The organism is Streptomyces sp. CLCI03, assembly GCF_053615355.1.
Genome location: NZ_CM132132.1, coordinates 6,638,020 through 6,655,556, shown reverse-complemented (window position 1 = coordinate 6,655,556; position 17,537 = coordinate 6,638,020). Strand labels below are relative to the sequence as shown.

General features: G+C 71.4%; 16 protein-coding genes and 1 riboswitch. Of the genes, 3 read left to right on the top strand and 13 right to left on the bottom strand.

What is annotated here, in order from left to right; genetic code table 11:
* Positions 1-301: 301 nt before the first annotated feature.
* The 3 genes from ACWG52_RS30755 to ACWG52_RS30745 form a co-directional block, all read right to left on the bottom strand.
* Positions 302-454: an SCO1431 family membrane protein gene (locus ACWG52_RS30755; protein WP_106971550.1), complete on the bottom strand. Its 153-nt coding sequence runs from the start codon at positions 452-454 to the stop codon at positions 302-304.
* A 187-nt stretch (positions 455-641) separates the two neighbouring features.
* Positions 642-1,073 (bottom strand): SPW repeat protein, encoded by a 432-nt coding sequence (locus tag ACWG52_RS30750; RefSeq protein ID WP_033226171.1) that lies wholly within the window; start codon positions 1,071-1,073, stop codon positions 642-644.
* Between the two features lie 109 nt (positions 1,074-1,182).
* On the bottom strand, positions 1,183-2,556 hold the full coding sequence (locus tag ACWG52_RS30745; RefSeq protein WP_389812663.1) for a peptidase C39 family protein: 1,374 nt from the start codon (positions 2,554-2,556) through the stop codon (positions 1,183-1,185).
* Between the two features lie 126 nt (positions 2,557-2,682).
* Between ACWG52_RS30745 and ACWG52_RS30740 the strand changes: the two genes are divergently transcribed.
* Together ACWG52_RS30740 and ACWG52_RS30735 are read left to right on the top strand one after the other, a co-directional pair.
* Entirely contained in the window at positions 2,683-3,324 is a 642-nt protein-coding gene (locus tag ACWG52_RS30740; protein WP_390167918.1) for a uridine kinase family protein, read from the top strand.
* 378 nt (positions 3,325-3,702) lie between these two features.
* A complete protein-coding gene (locus ACWG52_RS30735; protein WP_389812668.1) occupies positions 3,703-5,622 on the top strand; it encodes an AAA family ATPase in 1,920 nt (639 codons plus the stop codon).
* Between the two features lie 162 nt (positions 5,623-5,784).
* Here the strand turns inward: ACWG52_RS30735 and ACWG52_RS30730 are convergent, their stop codons facing one another.
* From ACWG52_RS30730 to ribD, 10 genes are all read right to left on the bottom strand, one after another.
* Positions 5,785-6,828: a hemolysin family protein gene (locus ACWG52_RS30730; RefSeq protein ID WP_033226165.1), complete on the bottom strand. Its 1,044-nt coding sequence runs from the start codon at positions 6,826-6,828 to the stop codon at positions 5,785-5,787.
* Positions 6,825-8,231: a hemolysin family protein gene (locus ACWG52_RS30725; protein ID WP_389812671.1), complete on the bottom strand. Its 1,407-nt coding sequence runs from the start codon at positions 8,229-8,231 to the stop codon at positions 6,825-6,827. The genes ACWG52_RS30730 and ACWG52_RS30725 overlap by 4 nt, the downstream gene beginning before the upstream one ends.
* A gap of 200 nt (positions 8,232-8,431) precedes the next feature.
* Entirely contained in the window at positions 8,432-8,896 is a 465-nt protein-coding gene (locus ACWG52_RS30720) for a PH domain-containing protein (RefSeq protein ID WP_389812673.1), read from the bottom strand.
* A gap of 71 nt (positions 8,897-8,967) precedes the next feature.
* Positions 8,968-9,816, bottom strand: a complete 849-nt coding sequence (gene hisG / locus ACWG52_RS30715; RefSeq protein WP_375940599.1) for an ATP phosphoribosyltransferase — start codon at positions 9,814-9,816, stop codon at positions 8,968-8,970.
* A 54-nt stretch (positions 9,817-9,870) separates the two neighbouring features.
* Complete coding sequence (locus ACWG52_RS30710; RefSeq protein ID WP_371587463.1) at positions 9,871-10,149, bottom strand: phosphoribosyl-ATP diphosphatase; 279 nt, start codon at positions 10,147-10,149, stop codon at positions 9,871-9,873.
* Positions 10,150-10,233: 84 nt separating this feature from the next.
* Positions 10,234-10,719: a 6,7-dimethyl-8-ribityllumazine synthase gene (gene ribH / locus ACWG52_RS30705; protein ID WP_007262951.1), complete on the bottom strand. Its 486-nt coding sequence runs from the start codon at positions 10,717-10,719 to the stop codon at positions 10,234-10,236.
* A 60-nt stretch (positions 10,720-10,779) separates the two neighbouring features.
* Positions 10,780-12,069, bottom strand: coding sequence for a bifunctional 3,4-dihydroxy-2-butanone-4-phosphate synthase/GTP cyclohydrolase II (locus ACWG52_RS30700; RefSeq protein WP_389812677.1), 1,290 nt, complete (start codon positions 12,067-12,069; stop codon positions 10,780-10,782).
* A complete protein-coding gene (locus tag ACWG52_RS30695; protein ID WP_390167914.1) occupies positions 12,066-12,719 on the bottom strand; it encodes a nicotinamide mononucleotide transporter family protein in 654 nt (217 codons plus the stop codon). Before ACWG52_RS30695 ends, ACWG52_RS30700 begins: the two co-directional genes overlap by 4 nt.
* A complete protein-coding gene (locus ACWG52_RS30690) occupies positions 12,716-13,345 on the bottom strand; it encodes a riboflavin synthase (protein ID WP_389812682.1) in 630 nt (209 codons plus the stop codon). Before ACWG52_RS30690 ends, ACWG52_RS30695 begins: the two co-directional genes overlap by 4 nt.
* On the bottom strand, positions 13,346-14,425 hold the full coding sequence (ribD, locus tag ACWG52_RS30685; RefSeq protein ID WP_390167928.1) for a bifunctional diaminohydroxyphosphoribosylaminopyrimidine deaminase/5-amino-6-(5-phosphoribosylamino)uracil reductase RibD: 1,080 nt from the start codon (positions 14,423-14,425) through the stop codon (positions 13,346-13,348).
* A gap of 219 nt (positions 14,426-14,644) precedes the next feature.
* Positions 14,645-14,775, bottom strand: a riboswitch (FMN riboswitch).
* A gap of 297 nt (positions 14,776-15,072) precedes the next feature.
* Here ribD and ACWG52_RS30680 point away from each other — a divergent pair.
* The gene (locus tag ACWG52_RS30680; protein ID WP_453126506.1) at positions 15,073-17,469 is read left to right on the top strand and encodes a chitinase C-terminal domain-containing protein; all 2,397 of its coding nucleotides are present in this window, start codon (positions 15,073-15,075) and stop codon (positions 17,467-17,469) included.
* Positions 17,470-17,537 lie beyond the last annotated feature (68 nt).

Sequence of the window (17,537 nt, the reverse complement as noted above, 5' to 3'; positions counted from 1 at the left end):
CGGCGACGCGTGAGGTGTGGGACGCGCCGCCGGGTCTCGGTTCTCTCACAGCCGATGTTGCCCTCCCGGGTTGCGGAAGGGGCTGTTCAGCGGCTGCGGCGGCTTGAGTATGCCCGATCAGGGGCTTCCCGTCACCGGGGCAAGATCACCGAGTGGATCGAGCGGCTCTCGGGAGCCGGGAGGTGCCGGACACTACGGGACGAACTCCTCCATCGGCTTCGGTGTCACCGGGAGTTCGTTCTTGTGAGCCGAGGCGGACGGACCGGGGCCGACGGTCTCGTGGCCCTGGACGGCGAGGGCCTCAGAGCCAGCCGACCTGGGTGACGAACATGGCGACGACGACCACGAGGGTCCAGCCCATGACGTGCTCCAGCCAGGTGGAGTCGTCCTTGGGGCCTCCGGTGCGGACGAGGTCCCGGGGGGCGGCGAGGGGAGTGGCGCTGTCGGCAGTCATGGCGTCCAATGTGCCGGCGTTCGCGGCTTTCGCGGTAGGGACGTCATGGGTGGTATGCGTCACGCAAACACCTACATACACGGACAGGAGCGGGCATGGGCCGGGAGGGTGGACGACCGGGCCCCGACCTCCTCGGCCGGGACCCGGCGCGCTGTTCCTTCAGCCGGCGCCTCCTTCGGCGCCCCGGTCAGGCGCGGGCCCCACGGTCGCGGCTCGCCATGCCCGCCATCGCGAGGCCGAGGCACAGGGCGACACCTCCGGCGATCACGTTGCTGACCACCGTTCGCGTCGTGTCCATCTCTCCGGCGATGGCCCACGGGGCGACGATCGTCCACGCGCCGAGGGCGACCGCCGTCCACGCCATCGCGTGGGTGCGCTCGTAGGCGGATCCCAGACCGCTCATGCACAGGCAGAAGGCGAGGCCGGCGATCAGGTTGTTGATGGCCAGCGGGGTGAGGCCGCTGAATCCGACGATCCACGGCGAGGCGGCCAGGTACAGGCCCGTGATCAGGGCCAGCGCTTCGACGGCCTGCGCCCGGGGAGTGGTGGTGACCCGCTCGAACCGGGTGCGCATCTCGGCGAGGTCGGGGTGGTGCTCGATGTTGGGATGGGTGGTCATGGCGGGCCGCCTCCTACTGAGAAGCCTTTATCTGCCATTTACCCCACTATGTTCCGCTTATCCGTACCCCTTGGTCAACGGTCATTTTCCCGGCGATCCAGCGGCTTTCTCACAGCACCCCCACCGCGCGCAGCGCCTCGAACTGCGCCCGGCTCGGACGGGCCGGCGCGTAGAGGTAACAGATGCCTCCGGAGCCGGAGGTGACCTTGCCGGAGGTGCCCACGCGCTTGGTGCGCAGCCAGATGTTCTCCCACTCGGATCGCTTGTAGACGCGGCGCACGGCGGTGTTGTCGCGCGAGTTGGGGTCGTTCGCGATCACGTCCCCGGCGGCGGTGAAGCCGATGACGGTCATCAGGTGGCCGGCGGTGCCGTAGCCCGCGCCCGTGAGTTCCTCGGGGCGGAAGGACTGGGAGGTGATGGCCGGGATGCCGGCCCGGACCAGGGTTTCCAGGTCGGTCAGGGAGGTGAGGCGGGTGACGACTCCGGCGAGGTCCGGGTAGGTGGCGGCGTACGCGGCGTTGAAGGGCCAGTTGCCGCAGCCCTTGTAGGCGGCGTCGTAGGTGGAGCGCGCCGCGTGGCAGACCTGGGGGTCGGAGTACGTGGGGTTCACCCAGGCCAGGGCGGAGGCGGGAGCCCGGCCGCCCCAGTACTCGATGATCATCTGCGAGGAGGTGGGGCTGCACCAGGCCTCGCCGCCGTTGTCGTATTCGGGGTACCGGCCGGCGTGGACCTCCTGCGAGTAGCGCGGGACCTTCAGCTCGTGGGCGGTGCGGGAGGGGGCGGAGGCCGGGACGGTGAAGCGGTCCGGGACGTCGGAGACCATGGCGCCCGCGAGCCATACGGTGGGGCCGTGCTGGGCTCCGGGTCGGCGGTGGAGGGTGAGGCGCAACTGCCAGGCCGCGATCCGCAGGCCGGCGGTCGCGGTCGGGGCGTCGAGGGCGAGGGTGTCGGTCCAGACGGTGGACCTGCCGTCGCTCTGGCCGTCCACCGACGTGCGGCGGATGTCCGCCTCGCCGGAGGCCCAGCGGCCCATCACGTACCAGGGGGTGGTGGTGCCGTCGGTGTAGGTGCCGCGCAGTTCGATCCGGATCCAGGTGCCCGCCGGGGTGCGGGCGTTCCAGGAGGCGATGGCCTCGGTGGCGGGCACGGTGGAGCGGTGCACGGGGGAGGTCCAGGTGGCGTACTCCCAGGTGCTCTTGCGGCCGGTGTGCGGGTCGGCGTACTCGGTGCGGCCGACGGCCGTCGCGATCTCCAGGCCGGGGCGGGTGCCGCCGACGGCGGTGGTGCCCAGGTGGGTGCCGGCGAGCCAGTGGCCGTAGGAGTACCAGAAGCGGTTGTCCACGGTGCGGCTCGGGGCCCGTGGGGTGGGAGGTGTGGGAGGGGTCGCCGAGGCGCTGCCGCCCGGGACGGCGGCGGCCGTGGCCGCGGTGGCGACCGCGAGTGCGGCGACGAGTACGGCCCTGCGCGGAGTGGGTTCGGTCATCGCGGGTTCCCCCAGGGTGGGTCGGTACGTCGGTGGCGGTCGGCCGCCATCCGGCATCACCCTTCCAGTTCCCGGCGGTGGCGGCCCGAAGCCACGGGCCGTGTCGGGCCTGTCTAGGCTGGTCGGGTGGAGCCACAGCAGTCACATCAGTCACTGGAGTCACTCGCCCGGGAGCTCGCGGCCCTGCCGCCCTCCCTCGGCCCGGTCCGCCTGATCGGGATCGACGGGCACGCCGGATCCGGCAAGAGCACCTTCGCGGGGCGCCTCGCCGAGGTGCTGGGGGCGTCCGTGCTGCACCTGGACGACGTGGCCACCCATGAGGAGCTGTTCGGCTGGGAGGAGCGGCTGCGCACGCAGGTGCTGGAGCCGCTCGCCGCCGGGCGGCCCGCGCACTGGGCCCCGTACGACTGGGTGGCGCGCAGGTTCGGGCCGGAGCGGGTGCTGGAGCCGGCGCCGGTGCTCCTGATCGAGGGGGTCGGGGCGGGGCGGGCGGCGCTGCGGCCGCGGCTGGCGCGGCTGCTGTGGATGGAGACCGCCCGCGAGCAGTCCTGGCAAAGGGGGCGGAACCGGGACGGGCGTGAACTTTCCGACTTCTGGGACGGATGGGAGCGCGCGGAGCGCGCGCACTTCTCCAACGACCCTTCGCGCCCCTTCGCCGACACCTTGGTGCGCGAGAGTGGTACGGGATACGAGTGGACTTCCGGGGCCCGTGCGACGCCGGGAACCTCCGCTTCCGTCACCGGGAGTGACGAACTCCCCCGGGCCTGAACGCCTCCGGAATTCCGCTCCGCCGAGGCCCGGCCGACCCGCTTGACCTGTGGCCCGCGGCGGCCTTACGTTCTCAATGCGAGGCCTTCACAGGCTGCCGCGGACACGAAGCCCCCGGTTGTTCCCCCGTGATCGGGGGCTTCGTTCTGCCCGCGACCCCCTCCCCGACGGTGTCACGCGGGGTCGATCCTCCCCGATCCTTCACCCTGAGTCACCGGCCACCCCAGGGGCGCACGCCGGAACCGGGCCCGTCGCGCCCTACGTAAGGTGCGTGACCGCGGGTACGATGCAGCCCTGATTTCATCGGCGCAGTGGGCAACTCATGTGCTCGTCACGGAGGTTGCCGCGCACCACGGGGGCAGGCTTGTGGGGGACGTGATGGATTTCGGCACGCCGGGCAGCATGCACGCCCCGGCCGAACTCGCCTGGCTGCGCGGGGTCGACGCCTGCACCATGGGCGCCTATCCGCAGGCCGAGGAGGAGTTCCGGGCGGCCGTACGACTCGACCCCACCATGGCCGACGCATGGCTGGGCCTGCACGCGCTCCGGGTGGACACCGGCAACGCGTTACTTCGCATGTACGCCCACCGGGACCGGTTCGGCGAGCAGCGCGCCCGGCACCGACGCACGCTGAACTCCTGGTACTGGCTGGGCTGGTGGGTGCAGCCGGTGCTGGAGAGCCGGCGGGACCTGCTCCTCGCCCATGCCTCGCACTGGCTGGACGGCCGCCACGTACCCGAGTTGGACCAGGCTCTGGCCGCGCTGCCACCGGTGGACACCGACGCGCAGGTACGGTTCCTGCACGCCTGTCGGGCCTATCTGGTCAAGGACTGGGAGCAGTTGGTCCGGCACACCGAGCCGCTGGTCGACGATCCGCTGCTGGGCATCGAGGCGGGGCTGTTCGGCGGGATGGCGCGGGTCCGGCTGGAGATGTACGGGCAGGCGGAGCCGATGCTGGCGGCGGCGCTGATGCGGTGTCGCAGCGAGCAGCCCCAGCGCAAGGAGCTGCGCTACTGGCTGGCGCGGGCGCGGGAGGGCACCGGGCGCAGTGCGGCGGCGCTGCCGCTGTACCGGGCGGTGCACCGGGTGGATCCCTCGTTCATGGACACCGCGGCCCGGCTGACGGCCATCGAGGACGGCGACGACACCGACGGTGTGGCCGATCTGGCCGGCCTGGCGGGGTACGCGGCGTACGGGAGCTACAGCGGGCACGGCCCGGCCCCGGCCGGTGGGGACCTCGCGGCGGTCGCGTTGGGCGGCGGCCCGGTCCAGGACATCGCGGCGGACGGCCAGCCGGAGCCCGAACCACCGGCTCCGCCCACTCCCCCGACGAGCCGGGTGGAGGGGGCTCGGCGCAAGGCGCCGGTCCCGCCGCAGGGCACGCCCGAGGGGCTGCCGGCCGGGCCGGCGGACCCGGCGGCGCTCGCCGAGGCCCTCGCGGAGCTGGAGCGGATGGTGGGCCTGGAACCGGTCAAACGGCAGGTGAAGGCGCTCTCGGCGCAACTTCACATGGCTCGGCTGCGGGCGGAGCAGGAGCTGCCGGTGCAGCCGCCGAAGCGGCATTTCGTGTTCTCGGGACCCTCGGGTACGGGCAAGACGACGGTGGCCCGGATCCTGGGCCGGGTCTTCTACGCCCTGGGGCTGCTCGGCGGCGACCACCTGGTGGAGGCGCAGCGGGCCGACCTGGTGGGCGAGTTCCTCGGGCAGACGGCGGTGAAGGCGAACGAGCTGATCGATTCGGCGATCGGCGGGGTGCTGTTCGTGGACGAGGCCTACTCGCTGTCGAACTCGGGCTACAGCAAGGGTGACGCGTACGGCGACGAGGCCTTGCAGGTGCTGCTGAAGCGGGCCGAGGACAACCGTGACCGTCTGGTGGTGATCCTGGCGGGCTATCCGGCCGGGATGGACCGGCTGCTGGCCGCCAATCCGGGGCTGTCCTCGCGCTTCACCACCCGGGTGGACTTCCCCAGCTACCGGCCGCTGGAACTGACCGCGATCGGCGGGGTGCTGGCGGACGCGAACGGCGACCACTGGGACGAGGAGGCGCTGGAGGAGCTGCGCAGCATCAGCGCGCACGTGGTGGAGCAGGGCTGGATCGACGAGCTCGGCAACGGCCGCTTCCTGCGGACCCTGTACGAGAAGAGCTGTGCGTACCGGGACCTGCGGCTGGCGGGCTTCGCGGGTGAGCCGTCGCGGGACGACCTGGCGACGCTCCGGCTGCCGGACCTGATGCAGGCGTACGGGGAGGTCCTGTCGGGCCGCGGCCCCCAGGAACGGCCGGAGCCGCCGACGCTGTAGCCGCTGCGCGGGACCTCTGCCCTCCCCGCCCCTCCGCCGTTCCCCGGGCTCCGCCCGGACCCGGCCCTCGCACGCCGGACGGGCTGAAGGATTCAGCCTCGCCGGCGTGCGAGGCGCGGGGTTCCGGGGCGGAGCCCCGGGGAGCAGCGCAGCAGGTCCTGGCTACGCGCCCCGCACGTACGACCGGTGCGACGGGTCGCGGACCTCGCCGACCAGCATTTCGAGGACGTCCTCCAGGGCGACCAGGCCGAGGACCCGCCCGGCCGGGTCCGCCACCTGTGCCAGGTGTGTGGCGTCCCGGCGCATGACGCCGAGGGCGTCGTCCAGCGGGACGGTGGAGCACAGGGTGGTCATCCGGCGCCAGACCCGCTGCGGGACGGCGCGCTCCCGGTCCTCCAGGTCCAGTACGTCCTTGACGTGCAGGTAGCCCATGAAGGCGCCGCTGTCGGCTCGGACGGGGAAGCGGGAGTAGCCGGTGCGCACGGTCAGCTGTTCGATCTGCCGCGGAGTCACCGCCGGGCCGACCGTGACCAGCCGGTCCGGGCCGAGGAGGACGTCGGTGACGGGGCGGCTGCCCAGTTCCAGCGCGTCCTCCAACCGCTCCTGCTCGACCGGTTCCAGGAGCCCGGCCTGCCGGGAGTCCTTCAGGAGCCGGCCCAGCTGGGCGGAGGTGTAGACGGCCTCGACCTCGTCCTTGGGCTCCACCTTGAAGAGCTTCAGGACGAGCTTGGCGCAGGCGCCGAGCGCGGTGGTGACCGGCCCGCACACGCGGGCGAAGGCGACCAGGCCGGGGCTGAACCACAGGGCGGTCTTCTCCGGGGCGGCCATCGCCAGGTTCTTCGGCACCATCTCGCCGATCACCAGGTGCAGGAAGACCACGGCGCTCAGCGCGACGACGTAGCCGAGGGGGTGGATCAGGCCCTGCGGTACGTGGACGGCGTGGAAGACGGGCTCCAGCAGCCGGGCCACGGTGGGCTCGGCGACCGCGCCGAGGGTGAGCGAGCAGACGGTGATGCCGAACTGCGCCGCGGCCATCATGCGGGGCAGGTTCTCCAGGCCGTGGAGCACCTGGCGGGCCCGGGCGGACTCGGCCGCGAGGGGCTCGATCTGGCTGCGTCGTACGGAGACGAGGGCGAACTCGGCGCCGACGAAGAAGCCGTTGGCGAGGACCAGCAGCAGGGCGAAGACGAGTTGGAGCGCGTTCATCGGGTGGCGCCTTCCAGCTCGGCCCGCTCGGGTGCGAGCAGGGTCGCGCCGTCGGCCGCGGCGGCGGACCGGTGCGTGCCGGCCGCGGGCACCGCCGCGAGCCGGACCAGCCGGACCCGCTCGGCGCGGTTGCGTCCGACCCGACGGACCGACAGCTTCCAGCCGGGGAGTTCCGCCCGGTCCCCGGGAGCGGGGATCCGGCCGAGCAGGTCGGCGACGAGGCCGGCGACGGTCTCGTACGGGCCTTCGGGGACTTCGAGGCCTATCCGACGCAGGGTCTGCACGCGGCAGCTGCCGTCGGCCTCCCAGGAGGGGCGGCCGTCCTCGGCGGGCACGGCGGCCAGTTCGGGGGTCTCGTCCTCGGCGAAGTCGTGCTCGTCGCGGACCTCGCCGACGAGTTCCTCGACGATGTCCTCCAACGTGACGACACCTGCGGTGCCGCCGTACTCATCGACGACGACGGCCATCGGCTGCTCGCTGCGCAGTCGCTCCAGCAGCGGCTGCACCGGCAGGGAGCCGGGCACCAGCAGCGGGGCGACGCAGATCCGGCTCACGGACGTGCGGTCGCGTTCCGACTCGGGGACGGCGAGGGCGTCCTTGAGGTGGACGACGCCGGTGATCTCGTCGATGCGGTCGCGGTAGACCGGGAAGCGGGACAGGCCGGTGGCGCGGGTCAGGTTGAGCACGTCGGCCGCGGTGGCCGTGTGCATCAGGGCGCTGACCTTCACCCGGGGGGTCATGACGTGCTGGGCCGTGAGCTCGCCCAGCGAGAGGGTGCGTACGAAGAGGTCGGCGGTGTCCTGTTCGAGGGCGCCGGCCTGGGCCGAATGGCGGACCAGGGAGAGCAGTTCGCCGGGGGTCCGGGCGGAGGCCATCTCCTCGGTCGGTTCCACGCCGAGCGCCCGTACGAGGCGGTTGGCCACGGCGTTGAGTGCGGCGATCACCGGCCGGAAGGCGCGGGAGAAGCCGTTCTGCGGGCCGGCGACGAAGCGCGCCACCTGGAGCGGTCGGGAGACCGCCCAGTTCTTCGGGACGAGCTCGCCGACGACCATCTGGACGGCGGAGGCGAGCAGCATGCCGATGACGACGGCGACGCCGGAGACGGCTCCCTTCGGCAGGCCCGTCGCGGCGAGCGGCCCGGCCAGCAGTGCGGCGAGGGCGGGCTCGGCGAGCATGCCGACCACGAGGGAGGTGATGGTGATGCCGAGCTGGGTGCCGGAGAGCTGGAAGGACAGCTCCCCCAGGGCCTTGACCACCGTGCGGGCACGGCGGTCACCGTCGGCTGCGGCGCGTTCGGCCTCGGGTCGCTCCACGGTGACGAGGCCGAACTCGGCGGCGACGAAGAAACCGTTGGCGAGGATGAGGGCGAAGGCCGCCGCGAGCAGAAGTAGCGGGATGGTCATGCCGCCGCCTCCGAGGGGAGGGCGGCGCGGGTACTACCGGACGATCCGTCCATTGCTGGAGGGAGTCACTCCTCAAGTCGCAGGTGCCCACGGGCCACGAGGTCCCGGGGCCGGTGGGAGGGCGCACAGCTGCGCCCCGCCACCAGGGTAGTCATTGATGCCCGGGCCGCAACGGTACGCAGCCGTGGGGATGGGCCGACTCAGTGGTCGCCGGCACCCGTTCCGCGGGCTTCGGCCAGGGCGCGCAGGGCGCGGGCGTCGCCGATCGCCTGCTGCTTGGCGACGCCCGGCTGGATGCCGAGGGCCGGCAGGCTGGTGCCGTCGCTCAGGTCGAGGAACACCCACGGGTCACCGGGGCGGAGGTTGACCCGAAGGATCTGGGCCCACTCCAGGCGGCGGCTGGTGGTCAGGTTGACGACCGTGACGCCGTTCTCGTCCGCGACCACCTTGGGGCGGCTGAGCAGGACGAGTACGGAGCTCAGCAGGACGGCGGTGAAGACGAAGCTGATCCGCTCGCCGGGGCTGAGGTTCTCCAGCAGCAGGGCGATCGCCGTGATGGTGGCGAACATGGCGAGCCCGACGCCCAGCAGGACGACCCGGGTGCGGGTCGGCCGGAAGGTGACCGGCAGGGTGGGTGGGGCGGGCTGGGCGGCGGACTCGGCCATGGTGCGGTGCCTTCTGGAGGTGGCGTTACGGGGCGGGTGGGGCGTGCCGGTGGGGCACGCCGGTCACCCTTTCAGAGACGGCAGGCGTGGATCGAGGTGGTGAGGATCGCACGCGCGCCGAGTTCGTACAGGTCGTCCATGATCCGCTGGGCTTCCTTGGCGGGGACCATCGCGCGGACGGCGACCCAGCCCTCGTTGTGCAGCGGGGAGACGGTCGGCGACTCCAGGCCGGGGGTGAGGGCGACGGCGCGCTCCAGGTGCTCGGCGCGGCAGTCGTAGTCCATCATCACGTAGCTGCGGGCCACCAGGACGCCCTGCAGGCGGCGCAGGAACTGCTGGACCTGCGGGTCGTCGGCGTCGGCGCCGTTGCCGCGGATGACGACGGCCTCGGAGGTGAGGATCGGCTCGCCGATGACCTCCAGGCCGGCGTTGCGCAGGCTGGTGCCGGTCTCGACGACGTCCGCGATGATCTGGGCGACGCCGAGCTGGATGGCGGTCTCGACCGCGCCGTCGAGGTGCACGACGGAGGCGTCGATGCCCTTCTCGGCGAGGTGCTTGGCGACGATTCCCTCGTAGGAGGTCGCGATCGTCATCCCGGAGAAGTCCTCGGGGCCCTTCGCCGTGCCGGGGGTGGTGGCGTAGCGGAAGGTGGAGCGGCCGAAGTTCAGCGGCAGGATCTCGTCGGCGCTGGCGCCGGAGTCGAGCAGCAGGTCACGGCCGGTGATGCCGATGTCGAGCTTGCCCGAGGAGACGTAGATGGCGATGTCCTTGGGGCGGAGGTAGAAGAACTCCACCTCGTTCTCGGGGTCGACGACCACGAGCTCCTTGGACTCCTTGCGCATCCGGTAGCCGGCCTCATGGAGCATCGCCGACGCCGGTCCGGAGAGTGAACCCTTGTTGGGGACGGCGATGCGCAGCATGGGGCTTCCTTTGGTGCGTGGGTTCGGGAATTGCGGGCGGATGTGCGTGCCGACTCAGAGGTGGGCGTAGACGTCGTCGAGGGAGATCCCGCGCGCCACCATCATCACCTGGACGTGGTAGAGCAGCTGGGAGATCTCCTCGGCGGCGGCTTCCTTGCCCTCGTACTCCGCGGCCATCCAGACCTCGGCGGCCTCTTCGACGACCTTCTTGCCGATGGCATGGACGCCCTTGTGGACGAGCTCGGCGGTACGGGAGGTGCTGGGGTCGCCGTCGGCCTTGAGCTGGAGCTCGGTGAAGAGCTCCTCGAAGGTCTTGGGGGTCTTGTTCGCCATGATGCCCTTAGGGTACGGGCTGACCCGGGTGCCCCGGTGCCCGGGTTCACTCCTTGGACTACGGCCTGATCCGAAGGACGGGCCCTAGCGCCAGGGCTCGCTCACGGTGCGCAGGGTCATGGCGGTGGAGACGGCGGCGGTGACCGCTTCGTGCCCCTTGTCCTCGTTCGACCCTTCGAGGCCGGCGCGGTCCAGCGCCTGCTCGTCGTTGTCGCAGGTCAGTACTCCGAAGCCGACGGGAACCCCGGTGTCGATCGACACCTGTACCAGGCCCTGGGTGACGCCCTGGCAGACGTAGTCGAAGTGCGGGGTGCCGCCGCGGATGACCACTCCGAGGGCGACAATGGCATCGTAACCGCGACCGGCCAGCACCTTCGCCACGACCGGGAGCTCGAAGCTGCCGGGGACGCGGAGCAGGGTGGGCTCGTCGATGCCCAGCTCGTGCAGGGCCCGCAGGGCTCCGTCGACCAGTCCGTCCATGACCTTCTCGTGCCACTGGGCCGCGATCACGGCGACTCGCAGGTCTCCGCAGTTCTTCACGCTCAGTTCGGGTGCGCCCTTGCCGCTCACAGCTCTGCTCCTCGGTGGTTCGTGACGGGTGTGGATGTATGTACGGGTGGTGGTGCGTGCTTACTGGTTGCCGCAGGCGGAGGTGGTCACGGGCCCGTCCAGCCAGGGCAGGTCGTGACCCATCCGGTCCCGCTTGGTGCGCAGGTACCGCAGATTGTGCTCGCCGGCCTCCATCGGCATGGACTCCCGGCTGGTGACCTCGATGCCGTGTCGGACGAGGGCGTCGGACTTCTCGGGGTTGTTGGTCATCAGCCGGACGCTGTGCACGCCGAGGTCGGCGAGGATCTGCGCGCCGGCGCCGTAGTCGCGGGCGTCGGCGGGCAGGCCGAGTTCCAGGTTGGCGTCGAGGGTGTCGCGGCCGCGCTCCTGGAGCTCGTACGCGCGCAGCTTGGACAGGAGTCCGATGCCGCGGCCCTCGTGGCCGCGCAGGTAGACGACGATGCCGCGGCCGTCGGTCCTGATGCGTTCCATGGAGGCGTGCAGCTGGGGGCCGCAGTCGCAGCGCTGGGAGGCGAAGATGTCGCCGGTGAGGCACTCGGAGTGCATGCGGACCAACATGTCGGTGCCGTCGCCGATCTCGCCGTGGACGAGGGCGACGTGCTCGACGCCGTCGACCGTGGAGCGGTAGCCGTAGGCGGTGAACTCGCCGAAGGCCGTCGGCAGGCTGACCTCGGCCTCGCGGCGCACGGTGGGTTCGGCGGAGCGGCGGTAGGCGATCAGGTCCTCGATGGAGATGATCGTCAGGCCGTGCTTGCGGGCGAAGGGGATCAGCTCGGGCAGGCGCAGCATGACGCCGTCCTCGCCGGCGATCTCCACGATGGCGCCGGCCGGGCGCAGGCCCGCGAGGCGGGCGAGGTCGACGGCGGCCTCGGTGTGGCCGTTGCGGACCAGGACGCCGCCGGGCTTGGCGCGCAGCGGGAAGATGTGGCCGGGGCGGACGAAGTCTCCGGGCTCGGAGACCCCGTCGGCGAGCAGGCGCAGGGTGGTGGCGCGGTCGGCGGCCGAGATGCCGGTGGTGACGCCGTGGGCGGCGCTCGCGTCGACGGAGACGGTGAAGGCCGTCTTCATCGACTCGGTGTTGTTCTGGACCATCTGCGGGAGTTCGAGGCGCTCCAGCTCGGGGCCCTCCATGGGGGCGCAGATCAGGCCGCGGCACTCGCTCATCATGAAGGCGATGATCTCGGGCGTGGCCTTCTCGGCGGCGATGACGAGGTCGCCCTCGTTCTCGCGGTCCTCGTCGTCGACGACGACGACGGGGCGGCCCGCCGCGATGTCACGGATGGCCTGCTCGACGGGGTCGAGGCGGAAGGTCTCTTCGGGGATGTCGGGCACGGGCTTGAGGCTGGTCATGCCGTTGCTCCTTCCAGGGCCGGGGCGGGGGTGGTGCGAGAACGCTGGTACCAGTCGTAGGCGCCCCACAGCACGAGGGCGAAGTACACGACGTAGACGAGGCCGGAGAAGGCCAGGCCGTTGGTGAAGGCGAGGGGGACGCCGACCAGGTCGACGAGGAGCCAGGCGAACCAGAACTCGACGAGACCGCGGGCCTGGGCCACCATCGCGACCATGGTGCCGACGAAGATGTAGGCGTCGGCCCACGGGCTCCACGACAGGTTCGGGAAGAGCGTGAAGAGGCCGCCGACGGCGAGGGTGCCGAGTGCCGCGCCGGCCAGGAGCAGCCCGCGCTCCTTCCAGGTGGCGGTGCGCACGGCGATGGAGCCGTCCTGGGCCTTCTGGCGGCCGAGCTGCCAGGCGCGCCAGCCCCACACGGCCACGCCGATGACGAGGAGCTGCTTGCCGACGCCGCCGGCGAGGTGGGCGGAGGCGTAGGCGGCGATGAGGATCAGGCCGGAGAGGAGCTGGGCGGGCCAGGTCCATATGGAGCGGCGCCAGCCGAGGGCGAGCGCGGCCAGGCCCATCAGGTTGCCGATCATGTCGGACCAGATGACCTTCTGGCCGAAGACGGTGAAGGCCTCCGCGTTGAGCCAGGTCAGGGCGCTCATCGGGGGTCTCCCGTCGGGTCGGCGTGCAGCGGGTCCACGCCGGCGGCCAGGAGGCGCTCGACGTACTTCGCGAGGACGTCGACCTCCAGGTTGACCGGGTCGCCGCTCTGCTTGATGCCGAGGGTGGTCAGCGCGAGGGTGGTGGGGATGAGGCTGATGGTGAACCAGTCGGCGGCGGCCTCGACGACGGTGAGGCTGACGCCGTCGACCGTGATGGAGCCCTTCTCGACGACGTAGCGGGAGAGGTTCTTCGGGAGGGCGACCTTGACGATCTCCCAGTGCTCGGAGGGGGTCCGGGAGATGATCTCTCCGGTGCCGTCCACGTGCCCCTGGACCAGGTGGCCGCCGAGCCGTCCGCCGAGGGCCATGGGGCGCTCCAGGTTGACCCGGGATCCCGCGGTCAGGGCGCCGAGGCTGGAGCGGTTGAGGGTCTCCTGCATGACGTCGGCGGTGAACTCGCCGTCCGCGGTCTCCACGACGGTGAGGCAGACGCCGTTGACCGCGATGGAGTCACCGTGCTTGGCGTCCTCGGTGACGAGGGGGCCGCGCAGCCGGAAGCGGGAGGCTTCCGCGAGCTGCTCGACAGCGGTGACCTCGCCCAGTTCTTCGACGATTCCGGTGAACACTCAGTGCTCCTTGGTGGCGGTGGAGGTGGTGACGGGGACGGGGACTGCGGTGATGCGGAGATCGGGGCCGATGCGGACGGCCTCGGTGATGTCGAGGCGCTGCGCGTCGGAGATGTTCTTGATCCCGGCGTCGGCGAGGGCCGCGGGGCCGGCGCCGAGCAGGGCCGGGGCGAGGTAGCCGATGACGCGGTCGACGGCGTCCGCCTCCAGGAAGGCGCCGGCCAGTGTGGGCCCGCCTTCCAGCAGGACGGAGCGGATGCCGCGCCGGAAGAGGGGGGTGAGGAGGTCGTGGACGGCGACGCGGCCGTCGTGCAGGGGCAGCCGGAGCAGTTCGACGCCGGGCAGGTGCCGGGTGTCGGCGTCCTCGCCGACGACGAGCAGGGTGGGCGCGGCGTCGTCGAGGATGCGGGCGGTCGGCAGGAGTGCGGCGCGGGTGTCGAGGGCGATGCGCAGCGGCTGGGTGGCGCCTTCGACGCCGCGGACGGCGAGGTGCGGGTCGTCGGCGCGCAGGGTGCCGCCGCCGACGAGGACGGCGTCGCTCTCGGCGCGCAGCCGGTGGACGTCGGCCCGGGACTCGGCGGAGGTGATCCAGCGGCTGCTGCCGTCGGCTGCGGCGCTGCGGCCGTCGAGGGTGGCGGCGTACTTCCAGGTGACGTGGGGCCGGCCCAGGCGTACGGAGGTCAGCCAGGCGGCGTTGCCGGTCTCGGCCTCGTCCGCGAGGAGTCCGGCCGTGGTGTCGATCCCGGCGGCTCGCAGGGTGGCTCCGCCGCCGCTGGCCTGCGGGTTCGGGTCGGAGACGGCGTAGACCACGCGGGTGATCCCGGCGCCTGCGAGGGCCTGGGCGCAGGGCCCGGTGCGGCCGGTGTGGTTGCAGGGTTCGAGGGTGACGTAGGCGGTGCCGCCGTGGGCGGCCGCTCCGGCCGCGCGCAGGGCGTGGACCTCGGCGTGCGGGCCGCCGGCCCGCTGGTGCCAGCCCTCGCCGACGACGACGCCCGAGGCGTCGGTGATGACGCAGCCGACGACCGGGTTGGGGCTGGTGGAGCCGAGTCCGCGGGCGGCGAGCTCGATGGCTCGGCGCATGGCACGGGTGTCCGCGTCGGGTGCTGCTGCGTGCGCGGCGTGTGTCGCCACCGGGTCCTCCTGCCTCAATCGGGCACGGACTCCGGGGCCTGTCGGGATACGACAGATGAAGCGGTACAGCGCACAGGGGACGCCGAGGCCGGAAAAACGGTTCGACCGGGCATATCCGCAGGGATATGCCGACGAACCGCCGACGGCGGCGTACCGGTGACTGGCCCGCCGCGCACTGCCTCCCATCCGGACTTTAACCGTCGGTCCAGGAATCTCACCTGGTCAACCGGCCGCTGGCTGCGGACGGGTCGCGGACTATAACCGCCGGTTCGGAATTACACCGACCCCGGAGTGCGCTGCTACTGGTACTCCAGCCAGTTTGCCACGGGTGATCGGGCGCCATGCGGGTGATGTGGTGTGGCCTGGCTCACAGTCGGCCGGCATCGGGGTGGACTTCGTCAAGTCGGGCGGGGTTGGTCCAGACCTATTGACCCGGGTGGTCTAGTCCTCTTAACGTTCCCTTCATCTTCCCGGGAACAGCCCGTCAGATGTGCGCACATCGCGGGCCAACACGCTTGCGCACCAATCCTGTTGCTCCATGTCGTGTCCAGTTGTGTCCAGTTGTGTCCTGCATCCTCCCCTCCCCAGGAGGCACAATGCTGTCCCCCACACGTACGAGAGCGATGCTCCTGGCATCCGGCGCAGCGATCGCCGGACTCCTGGTGGGCGGGCTCTCGGCGGGCGTCTCGCACGCGGCCGACAACGAGGGCTGTCGCCCCGACGGGCTGTACAAGACCGCCGGCGTCGACGTCCCGTACTGCTCGGTCTACGACGCCGAAGGCCGCGAGAAGATGGGCGCCGACCACCAGCGCCGCGTCATCGGATATTTCACGGGCTGGCGCACCGGCAAGGACGGCACCCCCGCCTACCTCGCCAACAACATCCCGTGGTCCAAGGTCACCCACCTGAACTACGCCTTCGCCCACGTGGGCGCCGACAACAAGATCTCCGTCGGCTCGGACGGCGTGAACAACGCCGCCACCGGGATGACCTGGCCCGGCGTCGCCGGCGCCGAGATGGACCCGGCCCTCCCCTACAAGGGCCACTTCAACCAGCTGACGAAGTTCAAGAAGCAGTACCCGAACGTCAAGACGCTGATCTCGGTCGGCGGCTGGGCGGAGACCGGCGGCTACTTCGGCGACGACGGCAACCGGGTCGCCTCCGGCGGCTTCTACTCGATGGCCACGAACGCCGACGGCTCGGTCAACCAGGCCGGCATCGACACCTTCGCCGACTCCTCGGTCGAGTTCATCCGCAAGTACGGCTTCAACGGCGTCGACATCGACTACGAGTACCCGACGACCATGAAGGACGCCGGCAACCCGCTGGACTGGCAGCTGGCCAACGCCCGCCGCGCCGGCCTGGTCCAGGGCTACGCCGCCCTCATGAAGTCCCTGCGCGAGAAGCTCGACCGCGCGGGCGCCGCCGACGGCAAGCACTACCTGCTCTCCGTCGCCGCCCCCTCCTCCGGCTACCTGCTGCGCGGCATGGAGACCTTCCAGGTCCAGAAGTACCTGGACTACGTCAACATCATGTCCTACGACCTGCACGGCGCCTGGAACGAGTACGTCGGCCCCAACGCCTCGCTCTTCGACGACGGCAAGGACGGCGAACTCGCCGCGGCCGGCGTCTACTCCACCTCCCAGTACGGCGGCATCGGCTACCTCAACTCCGACTGGGCGTACCACTACTTCCGCGGCTCGATGCCCGGCGGCCGCATCAACATCGGCCTGCCCTACTACACGCGCGGCTTCAAGAACGTGCAGGGCGGCACCGACGGCCTGTGGGGCAAGGCCCCCGCGACCACCTGCCCGGCTGGCGCGGGCCTCACCAAGTGCGGTGACGGCGCCGTCGGCATCGACAACCTGTGGCACGACAAGGACACCAACGGGGTCGAGTCCCCGGCCGGTTCCAACCCGATGTGGCACGCCAAGAACCTGGAGAAGGGCGTCGTCGGCGACTACGTCACCAAGTACGGCTTCCCGGCGAACACCACCCTGACCGGCACCTACGTCCGCAAATACGACTCCACCCTGGTGGCGCCGTGGCTGTGGAACGCGCAGAAGAAGGTCTTCCTCTCCACCGAGGACGAGCAGTCGGTGGCCGCCAAGGCCGACTACGTGATCGACAAGGGCATCGGCGGCACCATGGTCTGGGAGCTCGCGGGCGACTACGCCTACAACGCGGCCAAGGGCCAGTACGAGGTCGGCGACACGCTCACCGACACGATGTACCAGAAGTTCAAGTCGGCCTCCCCCTACGGCGCGAAGAAGGCGGGCGCCACCGCGCTGCCGACGCAGGCCGTCGACATCAGGACGGAGTTCACCGAGTTCAAGCTGGGCGACTCCAACTACCCGCTCACCCCCAAGCTGAAGATCACCAACAACACGAACGCCACCCTGCCCGGCGGCACCGAGTTCCGGTTCGACTACGGCACTTCGGCCCCGAACAACGCCTCCGACCAGTCCGGCTTCGGCACGACCGTGATCAGCAGCGGCCACACCGGCAACAACGTCGGCGGCCTGAAGGGCGACTTCCAGCGGGTCTCCCTGAAGCTCCCGGCCTGGCAGACGCTGGCCCCCGGCGCCTCCGTCGACCTGGCGTTCAACTACTACCTGCCGGTGTCCACGCCCTCCAACTGGACGGTGACCATCTCCGGCACCACCTACGCCCTGGCCGGCGACCTGGCCCGCGGCACGACGCTGGTGCAGCCAGGCAGCACCCAGCCGCCGACCACACCCCCCACCACTCCCCCGACCACCCCGCCCACCACTCCCCCGACCACCCCGCCCACCACTCCCCCCACGACCCCGCCGACCACGCCTCCGGGCGGGACCTGCACCAACCCGGCGTACGTGGCGGGCACGATCTACAACAGCGGCAACGTCGTCTCCCACAAGGGCCGCAACTGGAAGGCCCAGTGGTGGACGCAGAACGAGGAGCCCGGCACCACCGGTGACTGGGGTGTCTGGAAGGACCAGGGCGCCTGCTGACCCCTTGCGCCCCGATCCGTGAGTGAACGTGAGGACCCGGTGGCCCGGCGGCCACCGGGTCCTCGCAC

Excerpts from the sequence above, each read along its gene's own strand:
- ACWG52_RS30755 (WP_106971550.1), bottom strand. The coding sequence starts at position 454 with ATGACTGCCGACAGCGCCACTCCCCTCGCCGCCCCCCGGGACCTCGTC.
- ACWG52_RS30750 (WP_033226171.1), bottom strand. The coding sequence starts at position 1,073 with ATGACCACCCATCCCAACATCGAGCACCACCCCGACCTCGCCGAGATG.
- ACWG52_RS30745 (WP_389812663.1), bottom strand. The coding sequence starts at position 2,556 with ATGACCGAACCCACTCCGCGCAGGGCCGTACTCGTCGCCGCACTCGCG.
- ACWG52_RS30735 (WP_389812668.1), top strand. The coding sequence starts at position 3,703 with ATGGATTTCGGCACGCCGGGCAGCATGCACGCCCCGGCCGAACTCGCC.
- ACWG52_RS30730 (WP_033226165.1), bottom strand. The coding sequence starts at position 6,828 with ATGAACGCGCTCCAACTCGTCTTCGCCCTGCTGCTGGTCCTCGCCAAC.
- ACWG52_RS30725 (WP_389812671.1), bottom strand. The coding sequence starts at position 8,231 with ATGACCATCCCGCTACTTCTGCTCGCGGCGGCCTTCGCCCTCATCCTC.
- ACWG52_RS30720 (WP_389812673.1), bottom strand. The coding sequence starts at position 8,896 with ATGGCCGAGTCCGCCGCCCAGCCCGCCCCACCCACCCTGCCGGTCACC.
- hisG (WP_375940599.1), bottom strand. The coding sequence starts at position 9,816 with ATGCTGCGCATCGCCGTCCCCAACAAGGGTTCACTCTCCGGACCGGCG.
- ACWG52_RS30710 (WP_371587463.1), bottom strand. The coding sequence starts at position 10,149 with ATGGCGAACAAGACCCCCAAGACCTTCGAGGAGCTCTTCACCGAGCTC.
- ACWG52_RS30700 (WP_389812677.1), bottom strand. The coding sequence starts at position 12,069 with ATGACCAGCCTCAAGCCCGTGCCCGACATCCCCGAAGAGACCTTCCGC.
- ACWG52_RS30695 (WP_390167914.1), bottom strand. The coding sequence starts at position 12,719 with ATGAGCGCCCTGACCTGGCTCAACGCGGAGGCCTTCACCGTCTTCGGC.
- ribD (WP_390167928.1), bottom strand. The coding sequence starts at position 14,425 with ATGCGCCGAGCCATCGAGCTCGCCGCCCGCGGACTCGGCTCCACCAGC.
- ACWG52_RS30680 (WP_453126506.1), top strand. The coding sequence starts at position 15,073 with ATGCTGTCCCCCACACGTACGAGAGCGATGCTCCTGGCATCCGGCGCA.